This window comes from Citrobacter sedlakii NBRC 105722 (genome assembly GCF_000759835.1).
Lineage (GTDB): Bacteria > Pseudomonadota > Gammaproteobacteria > Enterobacterales > Enterobacteriaceae > Citrobacter_A > Citrobacter_A sedlakii.
Genome location: NZ_BBNB01000003.1, coordinates 212,785 through 226,317, shown reverse-complemented (window position 1 = coordinate 226,317; position 13,533 = coordinate 212,785). Strand labels below are relative to the sequence as shown.

General features: G+C 56.7%; 11 protein-coding genes. 7 read left to right on the top strand and 4 right to left on the bottom strand.

The features are described 5' to 3' along the window. Nucleotides 1-4: 4 nt before the first annotated feature. Nucleotides 5-988, top strand: a complete 984-nt coding sequence (gene dppD / locus CSE01S_RS08480; protein WP_042286777.1) for a dipeptide ABC transporter ATP-binding protein — start codon at nt 5-7, stop codon at nt 986-988. Then, complete coding sequence (dppF, locus tag CSE01S_RS08475; RefSeq protein WP_042286774.1) at nt 985-1,998, top strand: dipeptide ABC transporter ATP-binding subunit DppF; 1,014 nt, start codon at nt 985-987, stop codon at nt 1,996-1,998. Before dppD ends, dppF begins: the two co-directional genes overlap by 4 nt. A 50-nt stretch (nt 1,999-2,048) precedes the next feature. Here dppF and CSE01S_RS08470 read toward each other — a convergent pair whose 3' ends face one another. After that, nucleotides 2,049-3,344 (bottom strand): SLC5/6 family protein, encoded by a 1,296-nt coding sequence (locus CSE01S_RS08470; RefSeq protein ID WP_042286772.1) that lies wholly within the window; start codon nt 3,342-3,344, stop codon nt 2,049-2,051. Between the two features lie 352 nt (nt 3,345-3,696). On the opposite strand from CSE01S_RS08470, the gene CSE01S_RS22725 reads away from it, so the two are divergent. Then, nucleotides 3,697-3,804 carry a type I toxin-antitoxin system toxin Ldr family protein gene (locus CSE01S_RS22725; RefSeq protein ID WP_012908207.1) on the top strand — a complete coding sequence of 36 codons (108 nt, stop codon included), beginning with the start codon at nt 3,697-3,699 and terminating at the stop codon, nt 3,802-3,804. Between the two features lie 81 nt (nt 3,805-3,885). Here CSE01S_RS22725 and bcsG read toward each other — a convergent pair whose 3' ends face one another. From bcsG to bcsE, 3 genes are read right to left on the bottom strand one after another with little or no spacing between them, the layout of a single operon-like run. After that, complete coding sequence (gene bcsG / locus CSE01S_RS08460; RefSeq protein ID WP_042286769.1) at nt 3,886-5,565, bottom strand: cellulose biosynthesis protein BcsG; 1,680 nt, start codon at nt 5,563-5,565, stop codon at nt 3,886-3,888. Further along, nucleotides 5,562-5,753 (bottom strand): cellulose biosynthesis protein BcsF, encoded by a 192-nt coding sequence (gene bcsF, locus CSE01S_RS08455; RefSeq protein WP_042286766.1) that lies wholly within the window; start codon nt 5,751-5,753, stop codon nt 5,562-5,564. The genes bcsG and bcsF overlap by 4 nt, the downstream gene beginning before the upstream one ends. Continuing rightward, the gene (gene bcsE / locus CSE01S_RS08450; protein WP_042286763.1) at nt 5,750-7,309 is read right to left on the bottom strand and encodes a cellulose biosynthesis c-di-GMP-binding protein BcsE; all 1,560 of its coding nucleotides are present in this window, start codon (nt 7,307-7,309) and stop codon (nt 5,750-5,752) included. Before bcsE ends, bcsF begins: the two co-directional genes overlap by 4 nt. Nucleotides 7,310-7,597: 288 nt before the next feature. On the opposite strand from bcsE, the gene bcsR reads away from it, so the two are divergent. The 4 genes from bcsR to bcsB are packed head-to-tail and all read left to right on the top strand — an operon-like array spanning nt 7,598 to nt 13,530. After that, nucleotides 7,598-7,786: a cellulose biosynthesis protein BcsR gene (gene bcsR / locus CSE01S_RS08445; protein WP_042286759.1), complete on the top strand. Its 189-nt coding sequence runs from the start codon at nt 7,598-7,600 to the stop codon at nt 7,784-7,786. A gap of 11 nt (nt 7,787-7,797) precedes the next feature. After that, entirely contained in the window at nt 7,798-8,550 is a 753-nt protein-coding gene (gene bcsQ, locus CSE01S_RS08440) for a cellulose biosynthesis protein BcsQ (protein ID WP_042286757.1), read from the top strand. Then, the gene (gene bcsA, locus CSE01S_RS08435) at nt 8,547-11,168 is read left to right on the top strand and encodes a UDP-forming cellulose synthase catalytic subunit (protein ID WP_042286755.1); all 2,622 of its coding nucleotides are present in this window, start codon (nt 8,547-8,549) and stop codon (nt 11,166-11,168) included. Before bcsQ ends, bcsA begins: the two co-directional genes overlap by 4 nt. Before the next feature lie 10 nt (nt 11,169-11,178). Then, nucleotides 11,179-13,530, top strand: coding sequence for a cellulose biosynthesis cyclic di-GMP-binding regulatory protein BcsB (gene bcsB, locus CSE01S_RS08430; protein ID WP_042286752.1), 2,352 nt, complete (start codon nt 11,179-11,181; stop codon nt 13,528-13,530). Nucleotides 13,531-13,533: the final 3 nt, after the last annotated feature.

Sequence of the window (13,533 nt, the reverse complement as noted above, 5' to 3'; positions counted from 1 at the left end):
CGAGATGGCGTTATTAAATGTAGATAAATTATCGGTGCACTTCGGTGACGAAGGCAGCGAATTCCGCGCCGTAGACCGGATTAGTTACAGCGTGAATCAGGGCGAAGTGGTCGGTATCGTTGGCGAGTCAGGTTCCGGTAAGTCCGTCAGTTCACTGGCGATAATGGGGCTGATTGACTATCCCGGGCGGGTAAACGCCGAAAACCTGGTGTTTAACGATCAGGATCTGAAACGCATCTCTGAGAAAGAGCGGCGCAACCTGGTGGGCGCCGAAGTGGCGATGATTTTCCAGGACCCGATGACCAGCCTGAACCCCTGCTACACCGTCGGTTTCCAGATCATGGAAGCCATCAAGGTACATCAGGGCGGCAACAAGAAAACCCGCCGTCAGCGGGCCATCGACCTGCTGACCCAGGTGGGGATACCGGACCCGGCGTCGCGTCTGGACGTGTATCCGCATCAGCTTTCCGGCGGGATGAGCCAGCGCGTGATGATCGCGATGGCCATTGCCTGTCGGCCAAAACTGCTGATTGCCGACGAACCGACGACCGCGCTGGACGTGACTATCCAGGCGCAAATCATCGAGCTGCTGTTGGAACTGCAACAGAAAGAGAACATGGCGCTGGTGCTGATTACGCACGATCTGGCGCTGGTGGCGGAAGCGGCGCATAAAATCATCGTGATGTACGCCGGTCAGGTCGTGGAAACGGGCGATGCGCACGATATCTTCCGCGCGCCGCGTCATCCGTACACCCAGGCGCTGCTTCGCGCGCTGCCGGAGTTCGCTCAGGACAAAGCGCGGCTGGCGTCTTTGCCGGGTGTGGTGCCAGGGAAATACGACCGTCCCACGGGCTGTCTGCTCAATCCGCGCTGCCCCTATGCCACCGATCGCTGCCGCGCAGAAGAACCTGCGCTGAACCAACTGGACGGCGGACGTCAGTCAAAATGCCACTACCCACTCGATGATGCCGGGAGGCCCACACTATGAGTACGCACGAGGCCACCTTGCAACAGCCGCTGTTGCGGGCCATCGACCTGAAAAAACATTATCCAGTGAAGAAGGGGATCTTCTCTCCTGAACGGCTGGTGAAAGCGCTGGACGGCGTGTCGTTCACCCTTGAGCGCGGTAAAACGCTGGCGGTGGTGGGCGAGTCCGGCTGCGGGAAATCGACGCTCGGTCGTTTGCTGACGATGATCGAAACGCCGACCGGCGGCGAGCTGTACTATCAGGGGCAGGATCTGCTCAAGCACGACCCGCAGGCGCAGAAGCTGCGTCGGCAGAAAATCCAGATTGTGTTCCAGAACCCGTATGGTTCACTGAACCCGCGTAAGAAAGTGGGGCAGATTCTGGAGGAGCCGCTGCTTATCAATACGTCGCTCAGCAAAGCGCAGCGTCGCGAAAAAGCGCTGGCAATGATGGCGAAAGTGGGGCTAAAAACCGAACACTACGATCGCTATCCGCATATGTTTTCCGGCGGCCAGCGTCAGCGTATCGCCATTGCCCGTGGTCTGATGCTGGACCCGGACGTGGTGATTGCCGACGAGCCGGTCTCTGCGCTTGACGTTTCTGTCCGCGCGCAAGTGCTGAACCTGATGATGGATTTGCAGCAGGATCTGGGGCTGTCCTACGTCTTTATCTCCCACGACCTGTCGGTGGTTGAGCACATTGCCGATGAAGTGATGGTGATGTATCTGGGCCGTTGCGTCGAGAAAGGGACGAAGGAGCAAATTTTCAACAACCCGCGCCATCCGTATACGCAGGCGCTGCTCTCCGCCACGCCGCGTCTGAATCCGGACGAGCGTCGCGAACGTATCAAACTGACCGGCGAGTTGCCCAGCCCGCTGAATCCACCGCCCGGCTGCGCGTTCAATGCGCGCTGCCGCCGCCGCTTCGGCCCTTGCACCCAGTTGCAGCCGCAGTTGAAGGAGTACAACGGACAACTGGTCGCCTGTTTTGCTGTCGATCAGGACGAGAATGGGCAGAAGCCGGTGACGTAACCTTCCCGCAAGGCCGGGTGGCGCTTGCGCCTGATCCGGCCTTTTCTCTGTTACTCAATCAATTTCAGCAGCGGCGACAGGCACAGCAGTACGCCGTACAGCAGTATCAGCCAGGTTTTCAGGCCACGCAGTTTTTCCAGTTGCGCGACCTTGTATATCAGGAAGCAAGGGATCAGGCAGGAGACAATGCCGTATAGCGGGCTGCCGAGCTGGAAGAACACCAGCACCGACACGCGAAATGAGACCCAAATCACCAGCGTCGTCACGATAAACGCACAGATCCCAAGCGTGATCATGCGCGAAGGAATGCGCTCCACGTTGACGATACGACCCAGCAGATTCAGCACAATCCCTTTCATTGCCTCGTGGAAGCCGAGATAAATACCAAAAAACGCGGTTAGGACGGCGAAGATATTCAGTACCGTCGAGGTGATATGGATCACCGGACCGGGAATAACCTGAGCCGCCAGCGCCAGGGCGGAGATGTTTTGCTCGAATGCCGACACCGCTTCTTCATGGCTGATGGAAAAGGTAAACGAGAAAGAGAAAAACAGAATCACCGCAATCAGCGTGATATAGCTGATGCGGTGGGTGCGAATTGCCATCCGGGTTGCCAGCACCCTGTCGGCCTCGCGCTTGCGATAGGCGATGTTCATCGGATTCAGCACCTGAATAAACACCGCCGAAAAGAAGCAGAACGGAATAGTAAGCAAGACGTCGCGAAAAAACACCGATGCCTGGGGAAAGGCGGTGATATTGGCGAAATTCCAGTGTGGAATCATCGCCAGGCCAAATACCACGATGATCCCCACTTTTACCACCACCATCGGCCCGGAGATTTTGAACAGCAGTTTCTCGCCGCCCGAGGCGATAGCGACCAGCGCTGCGAAGATGGCCGCTTTAAAAAGCAGCGACTGGGAGAGATCGGTCTGGGTCAGGCCAAAGGTACGCAGATAAGACGCGCTGTCGAATACCACGGAAAGCGAGTAAATAAAGATGCCGTGGATAATCATCAAAAAATAGATCACACCGAGAAAAACGCCCCAGTTTTTGCCGAGATAATGGCTAATGACGTCGGTGTAGTCATGGCAGGTTTCGCTTTGCGAAAGCGTTTTGAGATACACGTCCTGTACGATCCAGGTCGCCGGATAAGCGATAAGCGACGCGGTGATAAATACCCAAATCCCTTTAAGTCCAATCTGCACCGGCATCAGCACCGTACCCGCGCCAATCGCCATACCAATGCACAGCAATACCCAACCAAAGTCGTAGCGGGTAAAAGGAAGTCTGCGCGAAACCTGTTCGCCTGAGCCGTTAAGATGAGAAAGTGATGTGTCGTGCTGCATGAAGTCCCCTGCCAGAAATAGCCTTCACGGCGTCATGGCCGCAAGGGGACGCAATTCTACAGAAGCGCAGGAGACACTGCCAGCCGATTGAGGATTTGCGAGACGCCACGCAGAGTAAAACACGGGCGGATGTGTAGGCAAACCGCTTGCCGTAGAATCCGCAGCAAGCCGGGGCGACCCGGTGAGGCGCAACGTTGCGGGGGCTTGATCCCTGGCGGCGTTTGTCGCTGGATAAAGAGAAAACCCCCGCACGTTGTTCGGTAAAAACCTGGCAACAAAACGGGGGCTAATCTTGAACCTCAACAATTCAAGGATAGCCGCGAACGGTTGCCATTGCAACACAGGCGGCTATATGACGCTGATTCAGTTAGGCATTGCCTTCTGGCACGATTTAGCGGCTCCAGCCATCGCGGGTATAATCGCGGGAATGGTTGTGAACTGGTTACGTAGCAGGAAGTAATCCCCTGACGGGCGCCTGCCTGCCGCAGTGGCAACATGCGCCCGAACCGGGCCGCAGGGATATCCTTGCGGCCTTTTTCGTTTACTGCGGATACGGCACCCAGTCGCCGCCGTTCAGGCGCACGTAGGGTTTATCCTGGTACTGAATCACCACCGCGTTGGCGTTTTCCGAGACCGCCGCGGTTTGCGGCAGATTACTGGTGAGCTTCGTCCAGTCAACCGGATCTTCGGAGAAGATCTTGCCGTCGAGCACGCGCACCACCAGTTCTGAGATGGCCAGATAGCTGCTCGGTTGGGTAATTTCAATCGGCGCGCCCTGATGCGGCGCTTTCATGCCGAAGAATTTCACCCCGGCGGGGACGTTGGTGATCGACGGGCTGGGGATATCGCGCAGACCGGAGACCTGCATTCTGTCGCCTTTCAGCGCCCCGCCATGTTCCGGCACCACCACCACCATGACTTTACGGCCAGACTTCTCGAGCTGCGTAAAGAACGCATCCAGTTCATCGAAGAATTTCTGCGCACGCGCTTTGTAATCCGCCGTTTTGCTCACGCCTGGATAGTGGTTGCCATCGTGCAGCGGCAGGGTGTTATAGAAGGTTGCGCTGCGCGAATCTTTGTTCTTTTCGGTGGTTTCAAGCCAGCGGTTAAGCACTGCCGTATCGTCATAGACTGGCGAGCCGTCAAAGCCCAACAGCGGCACCGGTAAACCACTCTGATCCATCAGCTCAGCCTGCATACCGCCGTTTTCGCGCACTTCTTTCAGGAAGCCGCCGAACTCACCGTTGTGACCCATCATCAGATGCTGGGCGAAGCCCAGTTTCGACAGATTATCAAACAGATAGCATTCATTGCCGGCTGGTTGATACAGATTGGTATGTGACGGCTGACCGCAGCTGGCGCGCAGCAGGCGAATCGCCGCCGGACCGCTGTAAGAGGTCGCCGAGTTAAAGTGCTTAAACTGAATATCAAAATGCGACCACAGCGGATGCGACATCAGCCCCGCCGCTTCGATATCGGACCACGAAAGCGAGCAGATGTTGATCACCAGCAGTTCAAACGGCTGGGCATCTTCCGGCAGCGCCGCCGGGAAGGGCGTTTTACGTTTTGCTTCCGCGTTGTAAAAGGTGTTCAGCCAGGCGTTGAGGTTGGCGGACGTCGGTGGCGCGGTTTGCGCCGGGATATCACCGACAACCGGCGCGCCTTCAGCGGTGGCGATCGTGGCCGCCGCGGTACCGCCGGTGGTCGTGACGGTGTTGGTCGGCTGACCGGCAGGCCACAGTGAAAAACTCGGCCCCGCCAGGGTCAGAACGTTTAGCCAGACCATTATGGCCACCACAAAAACGGTGACGCGAACCCACTGCGCCAAAAACAGCCACGCCACGAGCAGCACGAACACCGCGCCGATCATTTGCCAGTTAATAAAGCGGGTGACCAGATCGAGCATATAGTCAGTGCTGAACGCCGCGACCTGGGAGCCCTGGCTCATTATACTCTCTGGCCCTGGCAGCCAGGTATCGTGCCAGAACAGGGCAAAACCTATCGGAATGGCGATCCAGTGGCGAAGGCGATGCAGGCTGTAGCGCGGAATCGGCATCAGCAGGAACGCCATGAACACCAGGTTCATCAGGGCGTGGAAGTTAAGATAGCCTGCCCAGAGCAGACCAAATTTCACCAGAAAATAGAAATTCCAGCCCGAAAGTCCGCGCCAGTATTGCCAGAGAGGCGAAGGCGGCGAGGCATGTTGAGTATGTTGAGTCATTTTTTGGTCGCTCTGGGAATTACCGTGCGGCGCAGTGTTCCGGCCGGTTTGACATAACGAGGTTTAGCAAATAGCAGACGGGCGGTGTTGCTGAGACGGCGCAGAGAATGACGCGCCAGATAGCCCAGTGGAAAAAAAATCAGCGCGCAGACGACGATGATTTGCAGAATATCGCTGATGGTCATCATGATGAACGCTCCATTTCATCGTCCAGTAAGCGCAGCGGCTGAGGAATTCGACGCCAGACCTTACCATCGTGTTCAGCGTTCAGTACGGGTTTGACCTCCTGGGTGAGCGGCAGCGGCTGACCCCACAGCTCCGGCGACAGCAGACGCATTTGCACCAGTTCGGCGCTGATCTGATTGTCCTCGAACCACACCATGCGGTTAGAGAACAGATCGCCGGTCGGCAGCGGAAAGATGTGATTCAGGGCGGTGTCGAGATCGTTGACCCGGCAGAACGACAAAAACAGCACCAGTCGGTTGCCGCCAATGGTCACAATATCGCCGGTACGGTGTGGGCGGCAAAGCGTTAACGCCTGTTCCACGCGAATACCTGGCACTGGACGCAGCGCCACCATCACCCCTTTGCCGTCGGCGGGGAGCAGGGTATTGCTCATCATATTATTCACCGCGTCACAGAAGACATCCCACTTCTGAAAGCCGCGCAGCTTCATCGGCTGGGTCATCGACAGCAGGGTGGTGATATCTTCCGGCACATAACGGCTGAACTGTTGGCCCTGCACGCTTTCAATCAACGTCAGGCAGCGGGAAAGCGGGGCGTTCCACGGGATCACCATATTGGCGCCGCAGCCCAGCAGCAGACGTTCGTCGGTGGCGCGCAGGCTGGCGATATTTTCCCGCACAAGAATTTTTAGCGCGCTGCCGCGCTGGCGGCGCAGGGTGTGGATGCTGCGCGCCAGCGGTTCAATCTGACGATTTTGCTGGAGAGAAAAGACCAATGTTGCCGCCTGGGCGGTACGGGCCTCATTGAATAATGCTTCATTACTGTCGAATAATTTCCAGTGCTCCGATAGCGGCGGCGCACCTTCGAGTACGGTCACATTACTGAGGATCCGCTTTTCGTCGCTGCGGGGCTGGATGTCGGCTTCGGCCTCTTGCGCCAGTTCCCAGCGACCCTGGCGATGGCGAATGGTCAACTGTTGGCGGGCGCTGACTCCTTTCTCGTTGCACCAGAAGGCGATATCCAGCAGGTGCTGGTCGCCCTGAAAACGCATGCTGGCAAGACCAGACAGCGAGCGATATTCCCCCATTAACAGCGAGAACTGTTTGTCATTATTATTCCCAGGGTTAAGCACCAGAACAGAACAACGATGAAGACGTGTCCATTTATTCATTTTATCCAGCCACTGACGCAATCGTTCCGCTGGAATATTTTGCCACGCATTATTTGCGCATATAAGGATGAATAAGTAATGGGTAGGATCAACTGAGCAGAGTATATCGCGGGACATAAAGTATAGTCCCTTCTCTGAATCTGGCATCGAAAATAACTGAATTTTTTCCGGACCTTGCGTTTCGTCTAATTTGAAAACTTTCCCTGGATCGCTGCCCATACTCATCGCCGCGACTTTTGCAGTCCCGGTTTGAAAAGCAATCGTTTGATTCGCCAGGCTGATAGCATCTTCACTGCGATCAGTGTTAACCCACCAGACACCGCCAGTTGGCATATGGCGAAGTTCATCCCATAATGATGAGATACCTATTGAAAATACTGGGTCCACAGCGTTCCTCGGGTCGCTATTTGTCTGCTTATCAGTTTACTAGCGAAAGCGCAGAAATAAACCTAACATTGAAATTAAAACGTATCAGATTTAGCATGTGAATCAATTTGGCTGGCAGGAAGCCTCTTTACGTCGGCCTTTCCGATTCCATGACTCGTATTCTTTGAGTGATGAAAAATCAGAAAATGCGCGGATTCTGACGCCATCAATTTTCGTTGGGAAGGGGGGCTGAATGCAAACAGAAAAAATGTCTGAAGCATGGCGAGTATATTCAAAGGGATAAAAAATATGTCTGACAACGAACCCGATACGCTGCCTGATTCAGCTTTAGGCTATACCTTTCAAAACGATTTCCTGGCCCTGAGCCAGGCTTTTTCATTACCTGAATTCGATTACACCGATATATCCCAACGTGAACAGCTTGCCGCTGCGATTAAACGCTGGCCGCTGCTGGCTGAATTTGCGCAACAAGAATAAGGGAGTCGTGGATGGCTATTCTGGGACTTCAGGGCATCCGTGGTGGCGTAGGCACGACGTCTATCACTGCGGCGCTGGCCTGGGCATTACAACTGTTAGGTGAAAACGTCCTGGTGGTGGATGCCTGCCCCGATAATTTGCTACGCCTGTCATTTAATGTCGACTTTGTGCATCGCGACGGCTGGGCCAGAGCGCTGCTGGACGGGCGTGACTGGCGCGAAGGCGGAATGCGCTATACCTCGCAGCTCGATTTGCTGCCGTTTGGCCAGCTCACGGCGCCGGAACGTGACTACCCCGATCAATGGCAGGAACGGCTCGGCGAGATTGTCCCTGGCCTCCAGCTGCTAAAAGAGAGCGGCAGGTATTCCTGGATTTTACTCGATTTGCCCACCGGCGCCGCGCCGCTCACTCGCCAACTGGTCAACGCCTGCGATCGTACGCTGGCGGTCGTCAAAGCCGATGCCAATTGCCATATTCGCCTGCATCAGCAGGCGCTACCCGCCGGTTCGCATATTTTGATTAACGATTTACGCATTGGCAGCCAGATGCAGGACGATCTTTACCAGGTCTGGCTCCAAAGCCAGCGTCGGCTGTTGCCGATGGTTATTCATCGCGATGAAGCCCTGGCCGAATGCATGGCGGCGAAACAGCCACTGGGAGAATACCGCAGCGATTCGCTGGCCGCCGAAGAAGTGTTGACGCTGGCGAACTGGTGTTTATTGCATTATTCAGGCCGCAAAGACGCCGCCGGGAGCGCAACATGAGTATCCTGTCCCGGTGGTTGCTTATCCCGCCGGTCAGCGCGCGCCTGAGCGAGCGCTATCAGGGCTACCGTCGTCATGGCGCGCCAGCGTTTAGCGCGGCCCTGGGCTGTTTTTGGGCCGTTCTGGCATGGGTGTTCATCCCGCTGGAGCATCCGCGCTGGCAGCGGATCCGCGCCGCGCACAAGGCGCTTTACCCGCATATCAACGCCGCTCGTCCGCGCCCGTTAGATCCCGCCCGCTACGTTATTCAAACGCTCTGGCTGATGGCGACCGCCTCGCGTCGACAAACGGCCCAACCGCGCTGGCAGACCTTTTCCCGCCTGGAAGGCGTCCGGGGCCGTTATCATCAGTGGCTGGATAAACTGCCTGAACGGGTCACGCAAAACACAACCCATCTTGATAAGCAAAAGGAACTGGGGCATCTGAGCGCTGGCGCGCGCCGTTTAATCATTGGGATTATTGTCACTTTCTCGCTGATACTGGCGCTGATCTGCGTGACGCAGCCGTTCAACCCGCTGGCGCAGTTTATCTTCCTGATGCTGCTATGGGGCGTTGCGCTGATTGTACGGCGGATGCCGGGGCGTTTCTCGGCGCTGATGCTGATTGTGTTGTCGCTGACCGTGTCATGTCGCTATATCTGGTGGCGCTACACGTCCACCCTGAACTGGGACGATCCGGTAAGCCTGGTTTGTGGACTGATCCTGCTGTTTGCCGAAACCTACGCGTGGATTGTGCTGGTGCTGGGCTACTTCCAGGTGGTCTGGCCGCTCAACCGTCAGCCGGTGCCGTTGCCCAAGGATATGTCGCAGTGGCCGTCGGTGGATATTTTCGTTCCGACCTACAACGAAGAGCTGCACGTAGTGAAAAACACCATCTACGCGTCGCTGGGCATCGACTGGCCGAAAGATAAGCTCAACATCTGGATTCTCGACGATGGCGGGCGGGAAGAGTTTCGCCAGTTTGCCCAGAATGTCGGGGTCCACTATATCGCCCGCACCACCCATGAGCACGCCAAGGCCGGGAACATCAACAATGCGCTGAAGTACGCCAAAGGCGAATTCGTGTCGATCTTCGACTGCGACCACGTGCCGACGCGCTCGTTCCTGCAAATGACCATGGGCTGGTTCCTGAAAGATAAAAAACTGGCGATGATGCAGACGCCGCACCACTTTTTCTCGCCGGACCCGTTCGAACGTAACCTTGGCCGCTTCCGCAAAACCCCCAACGAAGGCACGCTGTTCTATGGGCTGGTGCAGGACGGCAACGACATGTGGGACGCCACCTTTTTCTGCGGCTCCTGCGCGGTGATTCGCCGTAAGCCGCTGGATGAAATAGGCGGTATTGCCGTCGAAACCGTCACCGAAGATGCGCACACCTCGCTGCGTCTGCACCGTCGCGGTTACACCTCGGCTTATATGCGTATTCCGCAGGCGGCGGGGCTGGCGACCGAAAGTTTGTCCGCCCATATCGGCCAGCGTATCCGCTGGGCGCGCGGGATGGTGCAAATTTTCCGCCTCGACAACCCGCTTACCGGGAAAGGGCTGAAATTCGCCCAGCGGTTATGCTACGTCAATGCGATGTTCCACTTCCTGTCGGGGATCCCACGGCTCATCTTCCTGACCGCGCCGCTGGCGTTCTTGTTGCTGCATGCCTATATCATCTACGCGCCCGCGCTGATGATTGCGCTGTTCGTACTGCCGCATATGATTCACGCCAGCCTGACCAACTCGAAGATTCAGGGAAAATACCGCCACTCCTTCTGGAGTGAGATCTACGAAACGGTGCTGGCCTGGTACATCGCGCCGCCGACGCTGGTGGCGCTGATTAATCCGCATAAGGGCAAATTTAACGTCACCGCGAAAGGCGGGCTGGTGGAAGAAGAGTATGTCGACTGGGTGATCTCCCGTCCGTATATCTTCCTGGTGCTGCTTAACATGGTCGGCGTGGCGGTAGGTATCTGGCGTTATTTCTACGGGCCGGAAAGTGAAATGCTCACCGTCATCGTCAGTATGGTGTGGGTATTCTATAACCTGATTATCCTCGGCGGCGCGGTGGCGGTGTCGGTGGAAAGTAAACAGGTACGCCGTTCTCACCGCGTGGAGATCTCAATGCCAGCGGCGATTGCTCGCGAAGACGGTCATTTGTTCTCGTGTACCGTGCATGACTTCTCCGACGGCGGTCTGGGGATCAAAATCAACGGTCAGGCGCAGGTACTGGAAGGGCAAAAGGTGAATTTACTGCTCAAGCGTGGACAGCAGGAGTATGTCTTTCCCACCCAGGTGGCGCGCGTATGGGGTGAACAGGTGGGGTTACAACTGATGCCGCTGACCACTAAACAGCATATCGATTTTGTGCAATGTACGTTTGCCCGTGCGGATACATGGGCGCTCTGGCAGGACAGCTATCCGGAAGACAAACCGCTGGAAAGCCTGCTCGATATTCTGAAACTGGGGTTCCGCGGCTATCGCCATCTTGCGGAATTTGCCCCAGCGTCGGTCAAAGTAATTTTCCGGTCTCTGACGTCTCTGGTTGCCTGGATTGTGTCGTTCATTCCGCGCCGTCCGGTGCAGGATGATATGGCGGTGCAACCACCGGCTCAGGTTATGGCTCAACAATGATGATAACGCGATGAAAAGAAAACTTTCCTGGATTTGTGCGATGGCAATGGGGATGAGCGCTATCCCCAGTTTCATGTCGAATGCGGCGCCAGCAATACAACCGCAGACAGCGGCTGAGCCAACCGCGGCCCCGGCCATTCCCGTTCAGGCGGACGACAATCAGCCGGTGGGCCAGGTGATGCCGGGCGTGCCGGGAGCGGATGCGCCGATCGTCGCGCAAAATGGTCCTTCGCGTGATGTGAAACTGACGTTTGCGCAAATCGCGCCGCCGCCGGGCAGTATGGTGCTGCGCGGCGTTAATCCGAACGGCAGCATTGAATTTGGCATGCGCAGTGATGAAGTGGTCACGAAGGCGATGCTGAATCTGGAATACACGCCGTCGCCATCGCTACTGCCCGTTCAGTCCCAGCTCAAGGTCTATCTGAATGATGAGCTCATGGGCGTGCTACCCGTCACCCAGGAACAGCTTGGCAAAAAGACGCTGGCGCAGATCCCCATCAACCCGCTGTTTATCACCGATTTCAACCGCGTACGGCTGGAGTTTGTCGGCCATTACCAGCAGGTATGTGAAAACCCGTCCAGTAGTACGCTGTGGCTGGATGTAGGTCGCAGCAGCGTACTCGATCTCACCTACCAGACGCTGGAAGTGAAAAACGATCTCTCGCACTTCCCGGTTCCGTTCTTTGACCCGCGCGACAACCGCGCGATGACGCTGCCGATGATCTTCGCCGGCGCGCCCGATCTTAAACTGCAGCAGGCCGCCTCTATCGTCTCGTCATGGTTTGGTTCCCGCTCAGGCTGGCGCGGGCAGCACTTCCCGGTGCTGTATAATCAACTGCCGGATCGGAATGCGATTGTGTTCGCCACTAACGACAGCCGTCCCGACTTCCTGCGCGAGCAGCCCCCGGTGAAAGCGCCGACGATCGCGATGATCGACCATCCGGAGAATCCCTACGTAAAACTTCTGGTGGTGATGGGGCGTGATGAAAACGATCTGTTGCAGGCGGCGAAAGGTATTGCGCAGGGCAACATTCTGTTCCGCGGCAGCAGTGTCGAAGTGAACGAGGTAAAACCGCTGCTGGCGCGTAAACCGTACGATGCGCCGAACTGGGTGCGGACCGATCGTCCGGTGACCTTTGGCGAGCTGAAAACCTATGAGCAGCAGTTGCAGTCCAGCGGCATCGAGCCCGCCGCCATCAACGTTTCCCTTAACCTGCCGCCGGACCTGTATCTGCTGCGCAGTACCGGTATTGATATGAACCTCAACTACCGTTACACCACGCCGCCGACCAAAGACAGTTCGCGCATGGATATCAGCCTGAATAACCAGTTCCTGCAAGCCTTTAGCCTCACCAGCAACGAAAAGAACAACCGTCTGCTGCTGCGTCTGCCGGTGCTGCAAGGGCTGCTGGATGGTAAAACCGACGTCTCGATCCCGGCGTTGAAGCTGGGGGCGGTGAACCAGTTGCGTTTTGACTTTGAGTACATGAACCCGATGCCTGGTGGTACGGTGGATAACTGTATTACCTTCCAGCCGGTGCCGAACCATGTGGTGATCGGCGACGACTCGACCATCGACTTCTCGAAGTACTATCACTTTATTGCGATGCCGGATCTGCGCGCCTTTGCGAACGCGGGGTTCCCGTTCAGCCGAATGGCCGATCTTTCTGACACCATCGCCGTGATGCCGAAAACGCCGAATGAAGCGCAGATGGAAACACTGCTGGAGGCGACGGGCACGATTGGCGCGCAAACCGGCTTCCCGGCCATCAACCTGACCATCACTCAAGACGGCAGCCAGATTCAGGGGAAAGATGCCGATATCCTGATTATTGGCACGATTCCGGACAAGTTAAAGGATGAGAAGCGTATTGACCTGCTGGTGCAGGCGGCGCAGAGCTGGGTGAAAACGCCGCTTCGCCAGAGCGCCTTCCCGGGGATCATGCCGGATGAGGCCGACCGCAAAGCGGATGCGCAGGCCACTGTCACGTCGAGCGGCCCAATGGCCGCCGTGGTGGGCTTCCAGTCGCCGTTTAACGATCAGCGCAGCGTTATCGCCCTGCTGGCGGACAGCCCGCGCGGTTATGAACTGCTGAACGAAGCGATTAACGACAGCGGCAAACGTGCGGCGATGTTTGGTTCGGTGTCCGTCATTCGCGAGTCGGGCGTCAACAGCTTGCGGGTGGGCGATGTTTATTACGTCGGACATCTGCCGTGGTTTGAACGTCTGTGGTATGCGCTGGGAAATCATCCGGTGCTGTTAGCGGTGTTGGCGGCCATCAGCGTGGTATTGCTAGCCTGGGTGTTGTGGCGCCTGCTGCGCATCATTAGCCGCCGCCGTCTTGATCCAGACCATGAGTAACGC